Origin of the sequence: Citrobacter sp. RHBSTW-00881 (assembly GCF_013728515.1) — a bacterium.
In the GTDB taxonomy this organism is placed as follows: Bacteria; Pseudomonadota; Gammaproteobacteria; order Enterobacterales; family Enterobacteriaceae; genus Citrobacter; species Citrobacter braakii.
The window spans coordinates 244488-267935 of sequence record NZ_CP056270.1 but is presented as its reverse complement, the minus strand read 5'-3'; the positions used below and the strand labels follow the sequence as shown (position 1 = coordinate 267935).

General features: G+C 47.8%; 30 protein-coding genes. 6 read left to right on the top strand and 24 right to left on the bottom strand.

Annotated elements, in window-relative coordinates; genetic code table 11:
• Positions 1-26 precede the first annotated feature (26 nt).
• The 23 genes from HV311_RS26525 to mobI all read right to left on the bottom strand — a co-directional run bounded on the left by HV311_RS26525 (position 27) and on the right by mobI (position 15273).
• Positions 27-422, bottom strand: coding sequence for a hypothetical protein (locus HV311_RS26525; RefSeq protein ID WP_024196081.1), 396 nt, complete (start codon positions 420-422; stop codon positions 27-29).
• 26 nt (positions 423-448) lie between these two features.
• Positions 449-613: a hypothetical protein gene (locus HV311_RS26520; RefSeq protein ID WP_007372277.1), complete on the bottom strand. Its 165-nt coding sequence runs from the start codon at positions 611-613 to the stop codon at positions 449-451.
• 81 nt (positions 614-694) lie between these two features.
• Positions 695-1117 (bottom strand): hypothetical protein, encoded by a 423-nt coding sequence (locus tag HV311_RS26515; RefSeq protein WP_024196082.1) that lies wholly within the window; start codon positions 1115-1117, stop codon positions 695-697.
• A gap of 87 nt (positions 1118-1204) precedes the next feature.
• A complete protein-coding gene (locus tag HV311_RS26510) occupies positions 1205-1525 on the bottom strand; it encodes a hypothetical protein (RefSeq protein ID WP_016241561.1) in 321 nt (106 codons plus the stop codon).
• A gap of 20 nt (positions 1526-1545) precedes the next feature.
• Positions 1546-3618: an ATP-dependent DNA helicase DinG gene (gene dinG / locus HV311_RS26505; protein ID WP_016241562.1), complete on the bottom strand. Its 2073-nt coding sequence runs from the start codon at positions 3616-3618 to the stop codon at positions 1546-1548.
• Between the two features lie 94 nt (positions 3619-3712).
• On the bottom strand, positions 3713-4006 hold the full coding sequence (locus tag HV311_RS26500; protein WP_007372274.1) for a hypothetical protein: 294 nt from the start codon (positions 4004-4006) through the stop codon (positions 3713-3715).
• Positions 4007-4018: 12 nt separating this feature from the next.
• On the bottom strand, positions 4019-4324 hold the full coding sequence (locus HV311_RS26495) for a hypothetical protein (protein WP_016241563.1): 306 nt from the start codon (positions 4322-4324) through the stop codon (positions 4019-4021).
• A gap of 154 nt (positions 4325-4478) precedes the next feature.
• Complete coding sequence (locus tag HV311_RS26490) at positions 4479-4751, bottom strand: hypothetical protein (RefSeq protein ID WP_007372272.1); 273 nt, start codon at positions 4749-4751, stop codon at positions 4479-4481.
• A 114-nt stretch (positions 4752-4865) separates the two neighbouring features.
• Entirely contained in the window at positions 4866-5141 is a 276-nt protein-coding gene (locus HV311_RS26485) for a hypothetical protein (protein ID WP_007372271.1), read from the bottom strand.
• Positions 5142-5215: 74 nt separating this feature from the next.
• On the bottom strand, positions 5216-5692 hold the full coding sequence (locus tag HV311_RS26480; protein WP_007372270.1) for a hypothetical protein: 477 nt from the start codon (positions 5690-5692) through the stop codon (positions 5216-5218).
• A gap of 35 nt (positions 5693-5727) precedes the next feature.
• Entirely contained in the window at positions 5728-6186 is a 459-nt protein-coding gene (locus HV311_RS26475) for a hypothetical protein (RefSeq protein ID WP_007372269.1), read from the bottom strand.
• A gap of 108 nt (positions 6187-6294) precedes the next feature.
• Positions 6295-6561 (bottom strand): hypothetical protein, encoded by a 267-nt coding sequence (locus tag HV311_RS26470; RefSeq protein ID WP_007372268.1) that lies wholly within the window; start codon positions 6559-6561, stop codon positions 6295-6297.
• Positions 6562-6653: 92 nt separating this feature from the next.
• Entirely contained in the window at positions 6654-7247 is a 594-nt protein-coding gene (locus HV311_RS26465; RefSeq protein WP_007372267.1) for a hypothetical protein, read from the bottom strand.
• 147 nt (positions 7248-7394) lie between these two features.
• Positions 7395-7730: a hypothetical protein gene (locus HV311_RS26460; RefSeq protein ID WP_007372266.1), complete on the bottom strand. Its 336-nt coding sequence runs from the start codon at positions 7728-7730 to the stop codon at positions 7395-7397.
• A 792-nt stretch (positions 7731-8522) separates the two neighbouring features.
• A complete protein-coding gene (locus tag HV311_RS26455; RefSeq protein WP_048213837.1) occupies positions 8523-9695 on the bottom strand; it encodes a hypothetical protein in 1173 nt (390 codons plus the stop codon).
• Positions 9696-9863: 168 nt separating this feature from the next.
• A complete protein-coding gene (locus tag HV311_RS26450) occupies positions 9864-10568 on the bottom strand; it encodes a hypothetical protein (protein WP_007372263.1) in 705 nt (234 codons plus the stop codon).
• Positions 10569-10630: 62 nt separating this feature from the next.
• Positions 10631-11014, bottom strand: a complete 384-nt coding sequence (locus HV311_RS26445) for a hypothetical protein (RefSeq protein ID WP_007372262.1) — start codon at positions 11012-11014, stop codon at positions 10631-10633.
• Positions 11015-11027: 13 nt separating this feature from the next.
• On the bottom strand, positions 11028-11300 hold the full coding sequence (locus HV311_RS26440) for a hypothetical protein (protein WP_016241565.1): 273 nt from the start codon (positions 11298-11300) through the stop codon (positions 11028-11030).
• A 15-nt stretch (positions 11301-11315) separates the two neighbouring features.
• Positions 11316-11567 (bottom strand): hypothetical protein, encoded by a 252-nt coding sequence (locus tag HV311_RS26435; protein ID WP_007372261.1) that lies wholly within the window; start codon positions 11565-11567, stop codon positions 11316-11318.
• A 121-nt stretch (positions 11568-11688) separates the two neighbouring features.
• Complete coding sequence (locus HV311_RS26430; protein WP_016241566.1) at positions 11689-12105, bottom strand: hypothetical protein; 417 nt, start codon at positions 12103-12105, stop codon at positions 11689-11691.
• 12 nt (positions 12106-12117) lie between these two features.
• On the bottom strand, positions 12118-12681 hold the full coding sequence (locus HV311_RS26425; protein ID WP_007372259.1) for a hypothetical protein: 564 nt from the start codon (positions 12679-12681) through the stop codon (positions 12118-12120).
• Positions 12682-13275: 594 nt separating this feature from the next.
• A complete protein-coding gene (locus HV311_RS26420; protein ID WP_009652897.1) occupies positions 13276-13965 on the bottom strand; it encodes a hypothetical protein in 690 nt (229 codons plus the stop codon).
• 876 nt (positions 13966-14841) lie between these two features.
• On the bottom strand, positions 14842-15273 hold the full coding sequence (gene mobI, locus HV311_RS26415) for a conjugative transfer protein MobI(A/C) (RefSeq protein WP_016241569.1): 432 nt from the start codon (positions 15271-15273) through the stop codon (positions 14842-14844).
• Between the two features lie 1183 nt (positions 15274-16456).
• Here mobI and HV311_RS26410 point away from each other — a divergent pair.
• From HV311_RS26410 to HV311_RS26385, 6 genes are all read left to right on the top strand, one after another.
• Positions 16457-17479, top strand: a complete 1023-nt coding sequence (locus HV311_RS26410; protein ID WP_007372253.1) for a ParM/StbA family protein — start codon at positions 16457-16459, stop codon at positions 17477-17479.
• Between the two features lie 14 nt (positions 17480-17493).
• Positions 17494-18024 carry a hypothetical protein gene (locus HV311_RS26405; protein WP_016241570.1) on the top strand — a complete coding sequence of 177 codons (531 nt, stop codon included), beginning with the start codon at positions 17494-17496 and terminating at the stop codon, positions 18022-18024.
• A gap of 29 nt (positions 18025-18053) precedes the next feature.
• Positions 18054-18614, top strand: a complete 561-nt coding sequence (locus HV311_RS26400; protein ID WP_016241571.1) for a transglycosylase SLT domain-containing protein — start codon at positions 18054-18056, stop codon at positions 18612-18614.
• Positions 18607-19137: a hypothetical protein gene (locus HV311_RS26395; RefSeq protein ID WP_016241572.1), complete on the top strand. Its 531-nt coding sequence runs from the start codon at positions 18607-18609 to the stop codon at positions 19135-19137. Before HV311_RS26400 ends, HV311_RS26395 begins: the two co-directional genes overlap by 8 nt.
• 2 nt (positions 19138-19139) lie before the next feature.
• Entirely contained in the window at positions 19140-19670 is a 531-nt protein-coding gene (locus HV311_RS26390) for a FlhC family transcriptional regulator (protein WP_007372252.1), read from the top strand.
• A 127-nt stretch (positions 19671-19797) separates the two neighbouring features.
• Positions 19798-20568 carry a hypothetical protein gene (locus HV311_RS26385; RefSeq protein WP_007372251.1) on the top strand — a complete coding sequence of 257 codons (771 nt, stop codon included), beginning with the start codon at positions 19798-19800 and terminating at the stop codon, positions 20566-20568.
• A 44-nt stretch (positions 20569-20612) separates the two neighbouring features.
• Here the strand turns inward: HV311_RS26385 and traN are convergent, their stop codons facing one another.
• Positions 20613-23270, bottom strand: a complete 2658-nt coding sequence (traN, locus tag HV311_RS26380; RefSeq protein ID WP_191221232.1) for a conjugal transfer mating pair stabilization protein TraN — start codon at positions 23268-23270, stop codon at positions 20613-20615.
• Between the last annotated feature and the right edge of the window lie 178 nt (positions 23271-23448).

Below are 23448 nucleotides of genomic sequence, written 5' to 3'. Positions count from 1 at the left end.
TGCAATTGTTTTTGCTGAACTTCAAATTAATCAGTCATCGATTTCATCAGGCAAGTGAAAAGCTGAGACGTAAAGCTTGCCATCATGAAAATCCAAACCATCTTGGCAGTGATAATCGGAAATTCGAGAGTGCCAATATAATAAATAATAATTATCAATCCCCCCAAGGCCAGACATCCAAGGAGACCTGCTGCTGCCTTTAGGAAATCACTGCCTTCAGGATTCTGGAATGTGAATCCAGTTATAATCAGCGAGGAAAAACAAGCGAACAAACAAGTTCTATACAAAGGCCAGTCCCCGGATATAACATTTTCTCGAATAAGCACTGCCCATATCAAAAATTCAATGCTGAAAATAATCAGCGGAACTGCGAGCACACGAAATGAAAGTTTTTCATATAAAGTGGTAATAATTGATGTCATAGCAAACCCCGCTTGCAATATTCAAATTAATTTTCGTGGTTTTTACCTGCTTTTAACAAACGCGTTATTTCATCAGTAAGGCAGAAACTTTTCCCAGATGATGGTTTCCCGATAACCACAACGTGACCAGTACTTGGAGTTCCCTCTACTTTAAAAAATGCAAGTTTTGCATCGATAATTTTATTTTTCATTGCATCGGTAACCTTGTATGACGTGGGGGTAAATTTTGTGCGTTAATGTTCAATGATAATATTAATCGCGAAATACTGTATCTATAGGGTCTGTTGATTAAGACTATCCCTCTTGAAGTAAAATACAATCATCATTCCTATCTGTATGGAATAGGAAGCCAATTCAGCATATGTTACATAATTGCTTGTGATGAAGGAAAAACCTCGCGCGATTACAAGTAGGAGTATTGATGCAATAAACACTAAAACCCAAACGGTAAGCATTCCCAGCACTGAAAGAAAGTACTCATATTCATTTGGGTCGTAAAATACAAATGCTGTTGAGAATATTGCAATAATACATAACGGAAGTGATGTAGCGAGTTCCGACCATTGAAGGTCAATTTTTCCAACCACCAGCAATGTAGAAATGACAGCGTACTGTATAGCCGATAGAACTGTTACCGGAATCGCAGCTCGAATGAACTTAAAAACAGAATGTTGTGTTTTAGCCTGGTTTTTCATGTGTTACCACCTGTCATTTGTTTCGAAACCAATCATAACCAGAGTGATAGATTTCAGAGTGAATAAACCACTACAAAACGCCCCCATTTATTGCTGGACATCATCCGCAGGAGTGGCATAAAACTCACGACCTGACGCGCCGAGTTTTTTCTGAAGCTTCTTTGTTGCTTCAGCCTGACTTCGGGCCTTGAAATAGAACGTCCTGATAAAATCCCCATTGTTGTAGTTAACGTCCTCTGGATTTGCCCATTTCTGCATAGCAACAAACCGGATAGAAGGCTTCGGGATGGTTTTCACCTCGACATACCCCCGGCCCTTGCAGCGAAAACACACACCGCCTTGAACGTGCCGGAACGCTCGGATCTCACCCTTACCACCCAGACAGCGTGGGCATTCAATTTTATGCATAGCAACCTCTCGACTGTTGATTAACGAATTTCGCGCCTGAAAGGGGGCAGGGATGCGAGGATGTCTTTCCCGTAGGCTTTTGTCTTCAGGCGTTTATCCAGGATAGTCACCGCGCCGGTATCGCTCTCTGTGCGGATAAGCCGACCAACGGACTGGGTCAGTTTGAGGCAGGCCTCCGGTATCGAGATTTCCCGGAAAGCATCACGCCCGTTTTTCTCCAGCCACTCCGTCAGGGTCTGGCCCACCGGGTCGGTCGGAACGCTAAAAGGCAGCTTGGCAATGATGACGTTGTTGCAGTACACGCCAGGCAGATCCACCCCTTCACTGAAAGAAGCCATACCAAAGATAATGCTCGGCTCACCACGGTCGATTCTGAGCTTATGGCGCAGCAGTATTTCCCGTTTTGGAAGTGCCCCCTGTATCAGCAGAAGCGGTGAAATGTGTTGAGGCATCGCCTTGCTGACTTCTTCCATCTGCCTGCGGGAGGCGAACAGCACGAGGCAACCCTGAAGCCGAAGCACCAGTTTGGGAAGGAGTTCGATGATCTCCGCCGTATGTTCTTCATGATTGGTCGGAACCGAGCGCATACGGGGGATGAACAACACGCCGTTGTTCTGGTAATCAAACGGGCTGCGGGCCAGCAGGGTAGGTGTATCGACTGGAAGACCGGCCTGCTCCAGGAATGCGTCAAACTTGCTAAGGGAGCGGATTGTTGCCGAGGTCACAATGGTGGCATAAGCCTTCGACCAGAGCTCGGATTTCAGGTGTTCGCCCGCATAGACCGGACTGCAATTAATCACCACTTCGGTGCTGCGTTTAGTACGACGGACGTTAATCCACCGGGCCATAGGCATACCAGAGACGGTTTTATTCCCGCAGTATGAGGCCAGAGCCTGATGCATACCCGCCAGGCGATTTGCCAGCTCGCCGACAGCCATCTTTTGAAGGGCCAGTTCTTCCTCGCTGATATCCCGCCCGGCCTCATCTACAATCGCCGTCATTTTCACAACGATATTCTGCATCTCGTTTACTGTCTTTAACCCAGGCTTAAACAGGGCCGCAATATCTTCAGGAACGAAACCTTCCGGGAAGCGATAGATGTCCGATTCCGTGCCATTTGGCATTTCGTGATCGTTTCGCCAGTTCAGGGAGCGTAAAAGTGTCCCCCGCAGCTCACCGAGCTCATCACCGGCATGGCCCGCAAGCTCCACCAGCTGCTGCACGTGCTTTTCCATAGTCCCGCCGTAGGACTCTGGCATGGTCATTACCATGTCGAAGATTTCGCTCATGAAATGCCTGCTGGCATCGAGAGAGGCGGAGGTCGCAAAGTGGTTAATTGCTTTCTGCGGAACGTGGTGACCTTCGTCGAACACATAAATGGACTCTTCCTGCGGGGGAAGGATAATACCGCCTCCCAGTGACAGGTCAGACAATACGATGTCATGGTTGGCGATAACCACATCCACCGACTCCAGCAGGGCGCGGGCGAGGAAGAACGGACAACGGTGATAATGTGGGCAACGCTTTTTAGGGCACTGACTGCCAATAGCATTGACCCGACCCCATACCGCCTCATTGATCTCATCAGGATAGGAATCACGCTCTCCTGTCCAGTGACCACCAGCAAAGGCCTTGCTGATATCCTCCACATCATCGCGGATGTAGCCATAGGCATTCATCTCGCTTTCCATATGAACGTCACAGCGCATCTGGCAGAAGTAACGGCTACGGCCCTTCGCCATCGCATAGGAGAAGCTCAGGCCCGCTCTCGCCTGTATTTCTGGCAGATCCTTGGAGATGATTTGTTCCTGAAGCGCAACGGTTGCCGTGGAGATGATCAGCGTCTTATGCTTTTCCATCGCCAGGGGGATCAGCGGCAGACAATACCCGAGTGTTTTCCCTGTCCCCGTACCGGCCTCAATAACCCCGACGCGATACTGCTCCTCAGCGGGGGTAGCGTTAACGACTGCGCTGCAAAACGCCATCATGTCTACCTGCCCGGCACGAGGGGACAGACCCTTTGCGTCCAGGAAGAAGTGATAGGCTCGCTCAGTCATTTCAGCGGCAGTCATCCGGGGTTTATTGTCTGGCATATCCGTACCTTGTCCTCTGCTGCTCAGGAGGCACAGCCCGGCAGCGGCTATCGAAGTCAGGTACATCCTCATGCTGGTGGATGTACCGGGTTCATCAGTCTTCCAGTGAATGGCCTTTAAAGCGTCTCACATAGCGTTTAATTTCAGTTTCGGCCTGTTCCAGTACAGCTCGGTTGCAGTGCTCAAGAACACAGTAAGGCCCATGTGCTGGCCCGCCATCGCTGGTTTCGCAGGCATCAAGCTTGAGCCGAACGGAGGCATCGAAGATAAATTGGGTGATTTTCGCAATGGAGATCTGGTCTTTGTCTTCCTGCTCTTTGGTGTCGATGACATCGCCGTTATACACGTCGAAATCGAGCCGCAGGCGGTAAACTGTGTCGATTGCCATAATCGGATCCCTTCAGAGGATGTCGTAGATGACTGGGACGCGGCCACGTTCTACCTGTTGATTCAGGGTGCGGAAACCACCGTGATCAACGATGTAGAATTCACCCGCCACGGCGGAGCGATGGAAGTCGGCGAGCTCTTCAGTGCCAAAGACGAAAACCGGGGTTCCAGAGGGGACGGTCATGCAGGCAGTTTTTCCGCCATAGCCGCGAACCGTAAAGGTGATTACCCCATCCGCGCTGGTGGGCAGGAAATCGGCGAAAATCGAATGAAAGGCTTTATTCGCCTTATCGCTGAATACGTCGGTCAGTGTCTGCATGATGCGCCCCGTGATCTCGTTTTATGTTGTACTGATACCAGTACAACACGGGCCCGGCAGGTGACGAAGGCGATACGTCGGGTATTATCAGAATGAATATGTCGGTCTGAAATGGTTTATCAGTGAGCCATCAGCTCCGGCCCCGGGACGCGAATCAACGGTCGTTATGCTGTAGCACCTCCACGAACTGTCCGCAGCTGTCGCAGCAGTACTCATTGGCGAACCTGCCATCGTCTTTCCAGTTGTTTGCCCCGCAGCGGCAGAGCAGTACACGTACCTGAGAAGGGCGGATGCGAGCTTGACCGAATTTGGTTGTCCACTGAGGCTCGCCATCAAAGCGAAAAGAGTCAATGCGAAACCTGCTTTCGCGTTCGTAGGTGTTGAGGTATTTGAAGTACAGCTCTTCAGAGAGAATGGCATCGGTCATCGTGTATTCCCTGTCTGGCCCCGTGGAGGGTGATTTGCGGCAGAGTGTTGCGTTGCGAAAACTGCCAGGTTGTCGGAGCCATTACACCACGGGTCATACAGGTCACGAAGGGGGTTACTTACCAGCCAGCGCTTTCTCTTCCCTGGTAGCCAGGCGCATTTGCCCGAAACCTTCACGGATCAGCAACGGCTTTTCTTTCTTCCAGCCCTTAACGACGGACTCACCGAAACGACGCGGGGCGTTACCATTCCAGGTGGCTATGACGTGGTTATCATGGACTTCGACAATCACGACCGGGTGGACGACAACTGTTTTAAGTGTGGTGTTGCCCATATTTACCCGGCTAACCGACCAGACACTCATCCCGACTTCCAGCTGGCTTATTTTCATCTTCATTTCCTTCTAAACGAACGTAGTGCGCCACGGCGTAATGTCGTGACGCACATTACCATGCCCGGGGCTTATCAGAACATAAGCCAGGTGGCGTTACCGGCAGTATTTCTGGACTGGTAGGCTTTTGCCTGCGCGTGAAGCAGCTTCCACAGCTGACGAAGTGTAGCAGCATGATTTTCACCACCAGCATTAACCCGCAGTTCGCCGATCTCGCGGGTAACAGTGAAACAATTCCGGCTCTCATCCCAGCCTGAATGTTCACGCGCTTCCACCACCAGATCATTAGACGTATCAGGGCCGGTCTTTGCTGCATTCAGCACGAACTCCGTTTTAACAGTAATACGGCTGGCGTTATCCGGCGCATCCAGAAAGACGGTGAACCCCTCAGTTCGGCGGTCAGTTATACGACGGCTCCCCCAGGAGGTGATCCCCCTCTGGACACGCATCATTGAAAGAGCGTGGGACTCGGTTGCCTGCACTGTGCGATACAGGTCGGTCAGGGAAGAAAGGCTGAAGCTTTCAGGGGCAGTCTGGATAGCGTCGGTCATGGTAGATCCTCGGTTATATGGTGTGTTTTCTGGCTTCAGTAGCTGTCGTTTGCCACGTAATAGGACGTGCCTGGATAGAAGTAGCGGTAATCCGGCTGCATGTCATTGGTGATGACGGATGCTTCTTCCCAGACCCCGCTGGTGGACATAAACTCATCTGTCGTTTCATTCTCCAGCCGCATATAGCGTTCAGGAGCGCATTCCGCCCAGGCGCGTTTCACCGTATCCCAGTTAGCGTACTGGCTGATTTCAATATTCAGGGGCGCATTCTTCTCAGGCTGGTTACGGCGGGAACTCAGCACGAAATTCAGCTTCAGGACGATACGACTGTCGTTGTCAGGAGTATCCATCCAGATCTGGTATTCAGCCGTAGGCCGGGATGACTGGTTTTTGCGGCCCCACGAGGTGACACCGGTTTTAACCTGGACTATCGAGACTTTATGCGCATCAGTCTTGCCAACGCTGGTCATCAATTCAGACAGACTTTTAAACATGGTGCATCCCCAGTGATTATTGGTATGTTCGTTTTGTTTACTTATTAAATCACTGGTTACCCGGGTGACGAAGTCAGAGCCGGGTAAAAAAAGGACAAAATTTGCGGATTAGTGGCTGGTGGTGGTATTGGCCTGCGGGACAGGGCCATCGAACAATTTGTCAAAAAATTCCACGCCACGCTGGTACACATCGCGCAGCTCCATATCTTCACGCTCGGTCAGGCCCATCTTATTGAGCACGGCAAGGCCGGTACGAAGGCGAGGAATCAATACGGTTTCCAGATAGATCCTGCGGCCCGCAATAATTTCCGGGGATGCTTCATTGATGTAAAAATCAACGGTTTTCGTGATGCTGAAGTGCTTTACTTCGCTCATCGTCTGGTACTCCTCAGAATGATGTCATGATACTCGGTTTGATTCAGGGGAGGGGAGCAACCCGGGCAAACAAGCCCGGGCGCAGGCAGCAGTTATTCGAGACCCAGTGCAACGTGATCGCCATCATCAGAAAGGCGAATGAATAGCATCTGCGTACCGCCGCTCAAGCCGAACTGGAGATCCCAGCCTGGGACAGAAGATGTCTCGCATTCACGCACATCGATGACCTGGTCACGGTAGAGCAAGAAGCGTGTATCAGACTTGTCATCTTCAGCGACGTGGGCCATCTGATCAGCAAATTTGTCTTCGAGGTCGAACCAGCTTTCCAGCCAGACCTTATCAGAGACCAGGCTGATACCGCAGGCGGATTCCGCCGTGCCGGTCACAGCCTCAGCGACTGGTTCTACAGAAGTCATATTAAATACCGCATCAACTACCAGTGCCTGCTCTGAGGTCGCCGGGTAGATACCTTGCAGATAAACGCTATTGCCGTTCACTTCGAAGCCGTCTTCAAGACTGATGTCGTCATGATCAACGTCATAAACATCCGCGAGGTTGCGAAGACAGATCAGGTTGGCTTCATCTTCGTTCTCCGCTTCAATGCGCATCAGTGGCAGTTCGCCACCACTGGAGTCGGATTCATAGTAGTGAACGTAGAATACATTTTTCTCTTTGCTGGTGGTCATGGCGTTGCCCCGTGTTGTTCGTTTTGTTTACTTATAGTCTCACGGGGTATTCAGGTGACGAAGGAAATCGGGCATAAAAAAGCGGGGATTTAACCCCGCCAGTTTTGATATTTATAATTATGCCAACATGTAGTTCCAGCGCAGTTATTACTTAGGCCTTGGGCCTTTTCGTGTATTACTTTTTTCTGGCTCTTCCACCGACTCTTCTGCTGGTTTTTCCACCGACTCTTGTGTTGGCGTTGTAGTGGCTGCGGCTGCTGCTGCGGCAGTAGCGGTTGAATCGTCATAATCAGTGGTAGCAGTAACATCACCCGATTCAGTCATATGGAGAGTGACAGTGACAGGTTTGCCATCAACAGCAAAATTGAGACTAACTGAACCTTTCATCTTCAGTAAGAGTGCGGCCCGGGTATATCCATCGGAAAGTTTTAAACCAACAGAAGCTAAAGCATCAGCAATTTTGTTATGAATATCGTTGCTCATTTTCATTCCTTAATGTGTGTGTATTAGCGGAATATCAAATCATAAGACTTCAACTGAAAAAGGGTCAGAAGTGAAAAGTTATTTTCTATACGTATGATGGCACAGGAAGGTGGGGTGACGAAGAAGAATAAGCAAAAAAAAAGCGGGGTATTATCCCCGCAAAACTACACACAGCAATTCAATAAAACAACTTCCAGGGGGGCGATGCACACATCACAACTTCGGTCTGTCAGACGGGAACCGGCCTTGGGCGCTTGTATCCCATTTGACGAAAATTTGGTTTTAAAACCGGTAAATCGTTACTCTTTCTTCCTGCTACCCCGGTCTATCACCGGGGTAGCGGAGTCCGCCATTCTCGGCAGCGCCAGCTGATCAGATTACATAGACTCAGATTTAAAGTTACGCGTTCGCATATAACCTCCTTAGTGTGGGCCGGTTCACTGGATTGTGAATTGTCAGTAACGCTAAATTTGTAGACTTCAGGTCTACAGCCTGGCTTATATAGGCAGGCGCGGCAGTTTTTTAAGAGTTTGAACGTAACGAGAGCATTTACATAAATCCTCCTTTCTGTAGCTGACCAGATTTAACGTCTTTGTCTATTCAGTGAACCATACCCTATTCATGTGACGAAGGTTTCTGAGTGTAAAAATACGTAATAAGCAACGCTATTATCGCTAATTCTAAAAATAGGGCGAATTAAAATACCGGCAAAACGCGGACGTTTATACCGGTATTATTTCTGAGCTGCTGGTGCAATATCGCGAGGTAAGCTGTAGTCAGCGCGGCAGGTACTTAACGGCTAGGCTTGCTGGTGGTTAAGGCCTCATCCTGCGCCAGCAACGTGATCACATCCCCGGCAATCTCCGGGCGGATACCAGGCGATTTATGCGCGGCATGGGCCGCGACAGCCAGCGGTCTCCAGTTGAGTGATGCTGCAATACGTCTGATCTCTTCAATAACCCGGAATGTATCGCTCTCCAGCGCCAGACCCGCACGGGCGGTATCGAAAGATACGCGCTGCGCCGAAGTGAGCGGCGAGTGCTTCTTCAGTTCTGCGGTGATGATACGCTGCGCTTCAGCACCGATTGACGCGCCACCTTCGACGACCCCGGTTAAACCGACGAGCTTACCTCCATCACTGCGGCTATTATCGTCTTTAACCCTGGGTGGCGGGGCCAGGGCGGTCAGATCCACGTCCTGCTGTAAGAGCTCCAGCAGGTCAGCCAGCATATCGGGTTTAATCACACCTTTTAAACCCGCTGCGCGTTTCGCTAGGCTGACAGGAGAACGGCCCAGGCGGGCGGACATCGCAATAAGGCAATTAGCCAGAACAAAGAGGTCATCAACCCCAATCAGTGGCGCACACTCTTGCCTGAACGTCTGATCATCCCGGAATGCAGGAGCTGGTGGGGCCGGTTTAGGCGTTTTGGCCTTTGCCTGCGGCTTGTCATAACCACGTAGGGCTTTTTCTGCACTGTCTGAAACCTTACGGATGCTTTGCGTCAGATCATCACCACCTGCCAGGCCTGCGGTCAACTGAAGCATATAATCGAGCCTGCCGAGCATGTCAGGGGAAGCAAGCCCGGTCGCTATCTTCTGGCTGATGTCGTTAAGGTTGCTGAGTATACCACCGGCGATTTTAGACGGAGGAGTAACAACCGCCTGGACATTATGGCTGGTATGAATTTCCCGCGACACCAGGGTGAGGACTTTGCGCCAGTCAGGTTGTACACCAGCATCAAGCGTCTCAAGGTGGCTTATTGCATTTCTCAGGCTATCCCATCTGGATAGCTGTAGAGGGTCACCGTTCTGCTTTCCTGATTTCAGCCACTGAACGAGGTAGACGAAGTCAGATGTAGCTGAGGCCACCAGCCCGGCAATAACGCGCTCTCTTGCTTGAGGCGTTGTAGGGTTAGATCTTCGCACCGGCAGACGGTCATTTTTATGTGCCGTTGGTCTTTTCATTTCGAATATCTCAACTTGGTTCCATCAACGATAACTCCGCGCCCGGGAGCCAGACAGCATGAAACAATGTATTTACCATGTTTGATAAAAGCGCAACCGGCAGCGCCGTCAAAAAAATGCTATATGACAGCGCTGGTTAGAGCAGAAAGATTCAGGGAGGTTTTACATCTACTCTCGATCATCTGTGAGGAAGAGATGCAGTTGAGTCACAAAGGCATCGAGATAAGGGGTATTTCTGGCATTGTCTGCAAAGTTCATTTTGGCATTGGTGTCGTCGTATACATGCATCCAGCCGCTGTTTCTGGCAATACGACGTACATCAGTATTTGCCGGGTAGAGTTTCCCAATAGCTTCACGCAGACCTTCAATTTCTGAGATCAACTGCCGGGCATTCGCAGCAGGCTCAGGAGCCGATGGGACGAGAACCCGGAATTCAGCGGTTTCCGGCTGCATCTTAATCACTTCAATGACTTTGTCCCGGGCAACGGAATTCCATTCAGTAGTCATGCCGTTGTACTGGTTTCGGATGCGGAACTGGTAAACCGGCTGCTGTTCGTTAACAAGCAACCAGGCATCGGCAAGTGCAAGATAGAACGAGACAGGCCGGTTTATCATCTGGTGTTCCTGAAGGGCTTTTTTATAGCTATGGACATCTTCAGGAAGGACATCAGTGATACTGGAGGTGAATTTTAGCGGATCCAGTGGACAGACCGGGCCGATAACCCTAAGCACAGCAACAGGATTATTACCATCATCAGTAAACCAGAAGTCATTTTCTGGGCCGATATTGAGCCTTACATCTGCGGTCTGATTCTCTGCGAGAACGGCCTGCACCCGACGACCGTTCTGCCACCAGCGTGGTGTACCTTGCATACATACCTCGTACAGGAAATTAGCCCGAAGCCCACCTGCTGGTGGGCGGTCGGAACACAAGTCTACTGAAGGTACTGCTCTGCCTGAGCAATACGAGAAAGAGTACCGGCATTCGGTTCAATCATCTGGATACGTCGGCTGTCCTCCAGTAAACCGGCAATAAGGTGCTTGTCGGTATATGGGGCATCGTCATCCCCGAGCATACGGCGGATAGCAGATAAATCGCCGGATGGAACCGGGTATACCGACTCAATAAAGAGCTGGTCACCGTGAGGATTCTCCCACTCATATGGGGTTTGGGCGGAAGCAGCAAAACCCGAATCATTCAGACGTGCGAAATCTTCAAGCGCCTGGAGGCGGGCCGCAGATTCATCGGTAGCGTAGATTAGGATCATTCGCGCCGTCTCAGGCGATGAGCAGAACAGCAAAATGAGAAATGGCAGCATGTTATAGACTCCTTCAGTTTGCGACTTGTTGAGCTGGCGGTGTGGCTACGCTAGTGAGTTGCTTAAGGCGAATGTTCAGCTCATGAATTACATCATCGCGTTTGCGCCAGCTGGTGGATGGTAGAGCCAGGAGCGCTTCAGCTTCGGACACGGAGAGACCGGCCAGGTGAGCTTTCGATGAAATCTCTGCGTTATATAATTGCTTCAGCACAATCAATGAGTGCTGGGAGGATGCAGCCATCATCATGAAATGGCGAAGCACCGCACAATAGATTTGAGTAGACATATTAAGCCGCCTCGTTCAATGCGTGAGGTAATGATTAATGGCATGTTCAACATAGCCAACAGATTTACCCACCAGGTGTGCAAGCTGCTGCACATGATGATGGTGAACTTCACGGCACGGGCCAAATGAAGTGGTGTAGCGATACCAGAGGCTGCGGCCTACAGAAAAAAGTTCTTTCTCTGTCTGCGGGCGAACTGGATAACAAACAGGACGTGCAGATGTAGTGCGACGAACGTTATTTCGTACTTGATGAATTGCAGTATTCATAAATCACCCCGCGTATGTTTTTCGTTTTGTTTACTAACTTCAGTTAAACACACGCTGGGTGGCTGACGAATAGAAAATCCATAAATAAATGAGCTAAAGATTTAAGCTCTTTATGAAAGAATTATTCTGGGGTTGGAAACCAGATAATGTCCGAAATAGGCTTATTGCCCGTCAGTAAAGCGAGGCTGGAATGCAGTTCTTTAACGACCTGCTTATTATCCTGCGTTTGCTCAAGTGCGGTTATAGCCTTTAGCAGGGTATTTGCCACAGATGCTTTAGCATATGCCTGCGGTGAGCCGATTAGCACCTGACGCATTAGCTCCGCATTGTTAGAAGCCAAATAGCCTTGCTCCTCGGAAATTCTTTCTGCATCGGGTGCTGAAATAACCAATGCGGCAAGTTCGTGATCGTTTGCATAGTTGATAACATCAGATAGCATTTCGAGAGCTGTGGTATCTGTCATGATAAAGCCGTCAGCTACCCACTGAGGAGCAACATCGAAGCGAACTACCCAGGAATAAGGTTTAACGTTTGACATACAGAGACCTCATTAAAGAGAGATATAAGCGTCGGGATTTTCTTCAACAGAAAGAAACTCAATATCTTCGAGATGCATTCCTGCATTACGAATGCCTACCTCGGATAACCACGACAGTATTGTTTCATGATCCGGTTCACCAGAAAAATCAACAAAGGCTGGAAGAGCCCAGTCGGGTGTATAGCCAGCGCTATACATTACAGTGGCAGTAAAGCGCCCAATGTGGGGAATTTTGAAAAGGATGGATGCCTGCTCAGGGGTATTAATTACCATGCCGTGATGATAGACGACATCCCAGTTTACCCCATGCTCCCCTGTATTTCCTCGATAGAGATGGTGGCGGTCAACGGCCCAAAGGACACCTTCGCTATCCAACCAGCAGAAATAATTATTATCTGGGGATAACGTGATCCCAAGGTTCATTAACTCCGCCACCAGCAAGCAAGGGTTAATATCAGTTACAGTTTTAATAATCGTCAGCCCCATCTCGGTTCCGGTAGTAACTGTCAGTACCTTGGAGGCACTGATCCAGAATTGATAACCTGCTTCTTTAGCCTTCGCGATTAAATTAAACATTGTTGCTTCCCATTGAATGGCAGTTAGGTCAATAACAACATGAGGCTGGTGGGTGACAAACAGGGAATCTGACGATATTTCAAGAAAGAATTTAGCGATGAGAAATGCAGGGGGAACAATATGGTCTGTACTTGCCAGCGCTTCGCTCGGCCAACCCCTCGACAGCCCGAAAACAAGTTTCGGTCTGCCTCACGGTTATCTACTGACAAAGGCGGGGATTATTCGGGGTACTGTATGAACTACACAATTTCAATCGGAACAAAAGAAAGCAGCAACCCCTAAACAAATGATTGAGAGTAACCAGAAAAAGGCGAGTACTACTACAGCGCTTAAAGATAGTGGAACGGTTTTTGATAGCATAACGCCCATACCTACACCAAATGAACATAGTGCGATAGATCCTAATTTCAATTTGCTCTTATACGAAATTAACATTGGCTTCTCCTCAAAATAGGTGTGGTGCTTGCCAGCGCTTCGCTCGGCCAACCCCGAGACAACCCGAAAGCAAGTTTCGGTCTGTCCCGGGGTTCCGGGTAACGGCCAGACTTACCGCAGATCTTCTTTAGCGTTAATCATATGACATATGAATAAGAATTAATCACGATACAACTGGATAAAACTCTCCACACGGGTTCCATCACAATAGCTCGGCCAGGCGTTCATCACAGGTAGTTCTTCTGTTGTGAATCTTCCCAGTGCGAGAGCTACAGAATACCAGACCGGGAAAATCGTATTGGCTGATGTCATATTCCCATTGTTGATTAACTCATAGAGTCCGCGTCCATTAGCCCATGCACTTTCTGGTGTATCACCGGCAAGGTAGTTATCCACCCAGATGGATGGTGACAGAGCCTGACCTTTCGCCAGTCTCGCTAACAACTCGTACCACTTCAGATATTCCGTGGTTCGCAGTGAGAGAATCGGGATTCCGCCACGTCTTAACAGTGCTGCCGCAGAACGTGAGTCTACCGGTGCGGCAATTCTATCCAGGTGGTTACGGGCTTGCTTTATCCGTGCTGATATTCCCGCAGGGCTCACTCGGGAGATGTATTTCTCCACCGTCTCAGTAGCTTCAGCGATATCCGGGGCCAACGAACCATCAACATGGAGGGGACATAAAACAAGGCCGGTATCATCGTGAGTCACCCAGGCAGAATTGTCAGTCGGGTTCCTGACGATAGACAACGACTCACTTTGACCCAAGATCGTTAACCTGAATGACTTAAGCCTTTCGGCTATCCAGCTGCCTCCATCACCAAAAACCTCAATGCGCTCGTGACTCATACCGCATCACCTCTACAAGTGCTTTACATTCAGACCTAATCATAACGGCTTCCCCGTTCGGAACAAAATCAGGGCATAGCCAAACCATACTCAGGAAATTTACAGATATGTCGATCTACAAAACGCGCTCAAAACGCTCAGGCGCGTTTTAATCAATCCGATCGTGAAAATACCAGGGGGATAAGCTCAGAATCGTTCTGAGGCGATTCTGGCGTGGTTTTATCCCAATAACGGATCCTTTTGCGAATACAGATCGGTTTACAAGGGAATTTGGCTGGTATGAGACGGAGATGATCCACTTTGATAATCTGAGCGATAATTTGTTAATGGTTTCGTTTTGTTTACGCGTGTATCGGGAGGGAAGTTATTCCGAACGAGGGTATCGACTTCATATTGTCCGTTTCGATAGCCGATCACAATTTCTAAGCGGTACTCGCCGCGACAAAAACCCCCGGAGGAAAACCATGTTGGTTATTCACTTTTGGTTTTCCCCGGCGATTAAAACCAGGGCAACCTCCGGTTGCCCATAAAAACCCCCGGAGGAAATTCATCTTTCCTCCGACATCGTGCGGTTTGATTATTACCATGCTCAACCTCCCGATGTAAAAATAGAGAAAACCGACGCTATCGCTTCCGCTTTGTTTACCTTCCATATTCGCGCCCGCGAAATAGTCCGCTGCATTCCCACCCGATCATACCCGGGCGAAAACACTCGCGATCATATTGCGATCATCCTGATTCATTTCCGCCGCGATAAGTCCGCTATCGCCTGAAGGCTCACTAACAGATCGCCTGAAGGCTCACTAACAAAAATACCAGGTCATCGCCTGGTATTCATGTATATCCGTTATGTTTACTCCAGAGCGGTTTGTATTTCTAAAGCTGTTTTCTTAGGTGAGTTATTCGAAGTGAAAGTGCCTGCCGAATTGCACGGTTTTTTCGTAACTCATCACGCAACCAAATAAGCTGACCTTCATACAGTTCGATAAGCGCAAGTTCTCGCTGGCTTGCATCCTTAAATTTCGCTGGTGGATATGATTCGCCTTTGTTGAGAGGTAGGTATTTGGGAACGACACGATCAATGCCTCCACCAGCTTTGCGCAAAGGTGTCAATCTGGCCCAGCGGATCCTGATAGTTGTTCCTTGCCTGGTTACGTTAAAGCTGTACCGTGCCTTCTCGTCATCAGCAATAGCTTTGTCCCAGTATTCCTCCCGAAGACTATTGGCCTCGTTAAACAGAAGTTCTGCGGCTGAATCAACCGCATCACGAGCCTTTTCCAGATCATTGATGTACCCGACGAGTTGCATAAAACCACCTCGATGTTTTTTGATTAGGACTTAACCCCAAAAAAGAGAATCTCTATTATTACGCCAGAACTCTATGTTTCTGGAGAAAGAGAAAACTCCTTTTCAGGTTCGATTTTTAGTTTTCAGTTCCAAAACAGGAAAGATTGATTCTCCAGTTAAGTATCTTTCTGGGTGTTCTCATTTTTTGCATGTTTCTGGAGAATACAATGGCAATCTGGTGATTGAGCTATTAATATCTATCTGTACGGGTACTTTTATCAAGCCATTTTATTTTAATCAAGCAGTTTGCCAATCTCTATATGATATGGCAGAAAACTACGTTTCTGGGCATTTCTGATTTTTAATAGGTTTCTGGGGAATATAATGGAAACTTACTTCCCCTAATGTAGAGGCGATTAACGGGATGACGCCCACCGCTGCACAAACCTCTTAGTAAACGATTATGTAGAGTCGCTATATGATATGGCAGAAACTTATGTTTCTGGCTTTTCCACTTTTTGTTACCTTTCTGGAGAATACAATGGCAAACGCAGCTGAAACTTCCATCACCTCCCTCCGTCTTCAGGATCAATCCTAAATCACAGTAACTTCATAGTGATTTATGTCACATTTTGTAGGTATATATACTAGTTTGAGAGAGTTTTTTTGGGGGGGAAGTGAAGGGGAGATATGCATATTTAAGTGAAATTATAACTTGTGCTTAAGTAAAATTTTCACGAAGTGTACCCTTGAGTAATCGCCACAACATACCTTAATTCACCTCACCGAAGCATGTGTTTTTAGTATATATACTCCGCGAAATCCCCAGGCGGAAAGCCAATCTAAATGTGTTGCCCTCATACATTACCACCTAATTTCCTCAGTCTGATTTAGGTTAGGGGTTAAGGTTTTTAGGGCCGGATTTAGCCATATATGACGTCCAGTTTCATGCAGCATTTATGTACATATCTGACATTTTAAACGTCCGTATCTAGCCATTATTAATGTCAAAAATGGGGACGTTTTGCCGATAAAAAAAATGGTAATCGATGATCGTTTGAATACCATGTTACAACTTGTTAACGGTTAATTCCCGACGTTGACAGAGGGAGGCCACCTTTCTTTACGTTAGTGCGAACCCCTTTTTGGCGCTCAAATGTTATCGGAGTGGCAGTAATTCATTTTTAACTTGCAGGGTTAACGAATGAGCAATGACAAATTGGTTGTCTGCGGAATTGATATTGGATACAGCAATGTAAAAATTGCTGTAGGGGATTCAGCGGATGACAAACCCACAGTCAGTATTTATCCGGCCTACGCTACGAATGAGCCAGTAGATGATGTGCGGCTGGTAAAGCGTAGCTGCGAACATGAAGTGTTGGTGTACCCAGGAGGTAAAGAATGGCGGGCTTTTACCGAACGCCCCGATGCGCGTGAGCTGCATGACCGTTACCACATGACAGAAATGTACCTGGCACTATATCTGGCCTCACTGGATAAAATCACTGCTAAAGCAGGCAATGAAATCGACCTGGTAGTAACTGGTTTACCTGTCCGTCTTGCTAATGAAAGTGAACGCGCGAAACTGACTGCGAGGCTCACCGGTACGTTTACTATTGCGCCAGGAAAAACAGTGACTGTTAAAAAATGCCTCGTTCTTCAGCAGGGCGTTGGTGTCATCAATGACATCGTTAACAGACCGGGCCTTATCAGTCAGGAAGAATTAGAGAAGTCGACCATTCTCGTGGTTGACCCTGGCTTCTTCTCGATGGACTACATCGCCTTTAAGAGCGGAAGCAGGGTATCAGGCTCTTCAGGTTCATCATTAAAAGCAACCAGTGCAATTATCGAAAGCATTGTGAACCGCCTTAATGCCGATAACCCGGAAGAGCGAATTGATGATCTACCAGAAATTATTGAAATCGCTCTCCGTAACAATGAGCAGTCTTTCTTTAATGGGTTCCGCCACATTTCCCTACGTCCTCTGCTTGAAGAAGCTATTCCCTCCATCGCCAGTGATGTAGTCAAAGAGTTGCGAAAATCGACAAGGGTTCTCGGGCCAGTCCATATCATTGCAGCTGCCGGTGGTGGGACAAGGTTCTACGAACAGACCATACGAGAAGAATTCCCCCGAGCCAGGATCGTATCGAGCCCGTTGCCTGTTGCCAGTAATGCCATTGGTTTCTGGAACTATGGCGTTGACTTGATGCTTTACGGCGATGATTGAGCAAAGGGGGTTTCATGCAAGTTCGAGTGACGATTAATCCAATACTGTTTCCAGAGCTGATTAATTATCTGGAATCAAAACAGTCTGGCCAGCGCAGCAGTTCACTATTGGCGCTGGCAAACCGAGCATTGCTAGCAGGTGACAGTTTTATACCCGGTATCGTCCGTGAGACTTCAAAAAAACGTAAATCAGAACAGAAGAAATCAGTCCGTGGGCCGAATACAGAAAATGAGACTGGTCTGATGACTAGTCAGAGAGACGGCCACTTACCCAAAGTAAATGAGGACACTGAACCAAAATTTCGTCACGTGGTTAGCAACGATATAGTCAATACAGGCCCGCCATTTTGTGTGGGCAGTGATATTCAAGAGTTCGAAGTTAAAGATGACCAGTTATCGACGGCGAACCTTACCAGTAAGCCTGAGATTGCTGGAAAAATACCGGATCCCAATCCTGGAGATAAATCGGGCGTTGGGGAGACAGGCGACAATCAAGATAGCGGCGTTAATGAAAAGGTTACACCAAGGCGTGTTCGCATAAGTTGATGCCGTTGTAGGGTTTGTGGGGAGGGGAAATGCAGATAGCAACGAAGAGTTTGGTGCTCGCTTTACTATGTGCTGCTTACTGCACGAGTACGAACGCCAGGCTTGTAGATCTTCGTGGCACTTCTTGGGAAAAGCATTCCCAGAAAGAGTGTGGCCTCGATCCGTACCTTCTCTACGCGGTGGCACTCACCGAGAGTAAAAATAATGCAGGAACCAAGGGGTATGTTGTTCCCAGCCCCTGGGCATTGAACAACTATGTTTATGGGTCGTATTACCCGACAAGTTATGAAGATGCAAAGAGAGCGCTAGCCCGCTATCTCTCAGCCACTCCGGTAACAGATATTGGAATCGTTCAAATTAATTTTCGTTGGAACGGACAGTATGTTAACCATCCTGAAGAACTCCTGGATGTCGATACAAACATCCGAATCGGGGCAAAGACTTTGTGTGCAGCCATCAAAGCTAACCCTGGCGATATAGAACTGGCGATAGGTGGATACAACACTCAAAACCCTAAGTTGGAAGGCAAGGCTCGTGAATATGGTCAGCGCGTATTACGCGTATGGAAGAGGCTTATCGAAAATGATTAATCAAAATTTGTATTTTCTACAGACTGCCATCTCAATTATTACCCGTGCGCAATCGTTGTATAAAAGCCCTTTTGAGTTAGCAGAAGGAGACCGGGAATTTTTGATAGAGAAATCTAATCAGGCCAAGCTCGCTTTATCGATGGAGAAGTATGACTTGCCCATCTTTAATATCTGTCATGATCCCGAGCGCAAGATATCTACTGAGGTAGAAAAATTCGTTCGTCATGACTCATACATCCTACGGCTTGCCCTGCTGGTATTCAGTGTTCGTGTTTTCATTAATACGGGGACTGTTGCCCAAACGTTCTACTGGTTTGATAATGAAAAAACCGTACAGCTTGTCGAACGTATGGATGATGCACAAACAATCGATGCAATCATAACCGGCAAAATATATTTTAAACCTATTCGTCCATTTGCCGATTTAGTAGATTGTGACTTCAGTACAGTTATTGGAGCCCCCAACCCAACCTTAGAATTAACAGGTTACTTACAGTCGCGCTATTCTCATTGGAGTAATTGATTATGAAGGCTGCTCTTGTCCGGGATGAAGATAAATTTGCTTTAACACAGAAAATGGTAAAATTAGGATTTCGTAGAAAGATCATTGTGCATTCGCTTAATGCAAGTGACCGTGTTATTGATTTTTTGCGAAAAGAGTTCCATCTGAGTGATGTATCAATCGGACGACTTAAACATTCAGAGACGCTGCTCAATACGACACATAAAAAGGTTGAGGCAACCAATTTTATGAGCATCTATCTGCGTCGTTCGAAAGACCCAAACAACAGTGACAACATCGTTGATGTGGTGAGTGCGTTCGAAATCTACCGGGAACTAAACCTTAAATTCCGCCCGGAAGAAGCCTCGAAAATGATGATTGATGCCAACGAGGCCTGGACTCTTGCTCGTGATTTTCGAGCTGAAGAAATACGTATGGTAAGGTGTTACCGTTGCGATCTTTCATTTATTTCACCGCAGAGTTGTGACCGTCCACGGAAAAAACATATTTGTCCGTTCTGCTCTGATACAGAAGCTGAAAATGAAAGCTCGTAAGTGACTAAGTTAAATTTCATAAAAAAGCCCGTTTTAACGGGCTTTTTTATTGCCTGGATACTTCGTCACGTGAATGAGTCGGGTTAGTATTGAATAACAAACCTACTGGTGTCCCAAGGAAAATAAAATGAAGAAAATCTCTGGTCTTGCTTTGGTATCGCTGATGTTAGTTGGTTGCGCGGCTTCTCAACCACCAGCTATGCCGGTTGACAGCAATCCATCTGATGCTTTGAAATTTGCCCGAGCGATGGATTTACGTCAGATCACCGATGCTGGCGATCAATACCTTATCTATAACGGTTTCGCGTCCAATGGGCAGCTTGTCCCTCTCAAAACCCCGGTTAAGGCTGGTGAAAAAGGTGTAACCAACCTGGGAGGTAATGGAGTGGCCGATGTGGCTGCGGGCTTCGCGACACACACATCTTTCATCCCTGTGCTGTCTGTTTTAACGGCCCAACAGCCTACTGCTATTGTTGATGGCGTGGTGCGTGTCGCGTCATGGAACGGTAAATCTCAGGAAGATAATGAGCGTGAGGTCAATGCGATTTTCTGGAAAACACTAACCCGGATGGATGGATACAAAGTTGGTGGGATGTGTGAGGGGAAAGGCGGTGCTGTTGAAAATGCAGTTCGTCGGAAAGCGACGAACGGTGATTGGGTATCGTATGCTGATATAGCTCCAACGTTGCCGAAACCACCTATCAGCACCAGCGGTCAGGTGACATTCATTATCGGTAATGACTGCTTCAACCTCTATGCAACACGAGCCTCTAACGTAGGTCTGGTTAAAGAAATGAGTAAAGAACTGGGTGCTCAGCGGGCTCTGTTCTTACCAGGCTCTCCTGAACATGAACCAATGGTATTCAGTGACGGTAAGCAATACCTGTTCAGAAAGTAAAAAAAAAGCCCCGACATAAAGTCGGGGCTTCTTATCCTGCAAAGCTATTGAGTTTTCAAAACAGCCTCTGTGCTAGATTTCGCCGCATCAACATCGATACTGTCAACACCGCTCTGGAATCGCTCCAGGGAGTTCTGGCGAGATCCATCTATATTCAATACGTTTCCTTTACCGGTTATCTTATCCATATTTATTTCCGACGCTTTAGGTAAAAGTTTCGCCTCGTAAAGTGAACCAATCCACTCTGACAAATCGAGTTTGTTAAAATCAATCCGTCCAAATTCTTCTAACGTCAGTGGTCGACAATCCGGGTTCTTTTTATCCCCCCAGCCGATACCTAACATTGGTCTCCCTTGTTCCTGAATGATGCGACCAATCTGAGAATCAAACGTGCAATAACTTGACCGTTTCTCGATACAGACACCCAGAAACTTTGTTTCACACCAGCTGGATATATGCACGGCCAATTTTGTTTCTTTCTTAACGGCAAGCTTAAATTCATCAGGAGTACAAGCCCAGATGATGTTGACCAGTATATTAGCAATCTGGTACGCCATGTAAGCATATCCAACCACGGATATTGCCGAAACAATAGTTGACGACAATTGAACAGATGTAGCCAGGCCAGACGATGTTACGGCTGCGCCACCGCCAGAGGCCGCACTTTCAAATATCAGATTCGTCGCAGCAGGGCCGAAGGTATCAAGAGTCCATTGAGCAACTTGTTTCGTCAGCGCTCCTATAGCCTGATTCATCAAACCGGACAAACCTGCTTCTGTAGCTTGCTGAGCCGCTTCAGTACCTGCCGACCCAACCAGACTGTTGAAAGCGGAAATAGCTGGTCGAGTTATTGTATCGATGGCATTAGTCATAAGTTCGGAACCCATGTCAAAAATACCTTTTCCCTGTTCGAACATACCGGCTTTTACAGAGACAGCATCAGCAATTTTTAGAGTGTAGTAGGACAACTGCAAATACTGAATCCAGCTGACATCTACGGGCTGATCACAACAATCCACCCATCCCCCCATCGCCGATTTACATTGTGCAGACTCACCTTTAAAAAGAGTGCAGGAACGGTTGGTTTCGTCAGTATCATCGCCACACTTCATTTCATTCAATGCGTAAGTTGCGGCCTGAAGAGTTGCAACTGCTTTGTTGAAATCGCCGCTTGGTTCAGCAGAAGGCTGTAGGCAAGACCCATTAAGGCATTGCACAGCGCCAGGACAAGTATAGGTATCGGTGGAGGAGGTATTGGGTACAACGACATCCGTTCCGCAATCCCATACCTCGGTTGCCTGCCAGCACCCATTTTTGTCACCCTCCGCACCTGTTATGCAAGTGGACTTAATGAATTTACATGCAGTGTTTGCATCGTACTGCTTGCAAGTATTGTTAACGCCACCGTCGGTTCCGCAGTTGGAAACTACCGTTGCAGACTTACAGAAAGGTGAGAGACCTCCGATCGGCGGCTTAGCAAGCTGGTTTTCGCAGATACGTGCGCCATTTATGGTTGCGCACCCATTTGCATCAGGAATGACTGTCTCGCGGCAGGTTACCGTGTAATTCTGGCAATACCCGGCGTTGATGGCCTTCAGCAACGTATCGAATTGTTCAGGTTTATCAACAGTCCAGGCGTTATCCGAGATAATTTTGTTTGGGTCAAAGTAAATATAAATGAGAGCATAACCTTCGCCGCTGCCAGTCACTGACACACGGTTTTTGAAATTAAGAACGCCATTTTGGGGGGTATTTCGGATTTGTGCTGTTACATCTACATTAATCGACTGATCCCAGCTTGTTTTTAATTCACAGGCTCCTGATGTCTCTGGCGGGAAGACGTTTAAACCTTTTGGCCCTGCCCAAACCAAACTACCCCTATCTGTACCACCGACATAAATCTGCATGTAATCATCCCATTTAGCCCTGATGATCTTGGCGCTGGTAACTGCCTGGGGATTGTAGACAGTGACGGCCATTGCCTGTTCAAATATTGTGCAGTTGCCGTCCCAGTAGTTATCACCGACAGTCCCGAGCCAGAGTTCGATGCAGTTAGTGCCGCAAGAACCGATGTTCGCCGCGCCACTATAATGCGAGAGCATACCGGCAACGTAAGGATGGTAGAGGGTGAATGTGCCGCTGACACTTGTGGTACGGGTACATTCGCGATAATCAGGGATATGGTTGACGGTGTCCTTATTCGTCATGGTCTTGGTCATAGAACAATCACCAAGATCTTGCATGTACTTATCCTGATTCTCCAGGAAGTCTTTATGGCCATCAAAGATGGAATCATCAGGTTTAATGTTTGCTGTAGTTTTCGTTGAGCCCACCAGCGTTCGGTAAGCTTCGCCGCGCAGTGAATTTTCGGTTTTCAGATTGGCGTTGGTTGTATTGCCCAGTTTTAGCGTGTTGCTGTCATCTCCGTAGGTTCCTTTCAGGCTATCCAGTGAAGTTGATGAACCTTGATTTGGATAAGCAGAGTTCAAATCAACGGCCTGGCCTTTTCCATACTGAACCGTACCATTTGACGTAGCTGAAACTTGCGGCAGTGTTTTATAGAAATTAGTGGCAGATGTAACGTTTTCCTGGGTCGTTGCTGAAAAGGCATACGGCACGTAGGATACAACACCAAGGTGACATAACATCGTTATTGTGCAGAGTGGTCTGTAAAACCATTTTTTGCGGAAAAGGTTTTTCATTCTATGATCACCTTTGTCGTGGTTACTGATTATGAAATCAGAGATCTCGGTAACTAAATTTCGTCAGCCAGCATTTCTATGCGAAGCTACTAAAATGAAGGATTAAGCAGGCAGCGTATTAAACAGACTGGTTTCAGACAATAAAGAAGGACGGCAAAACGAGGGTGTTTTCAGCGTC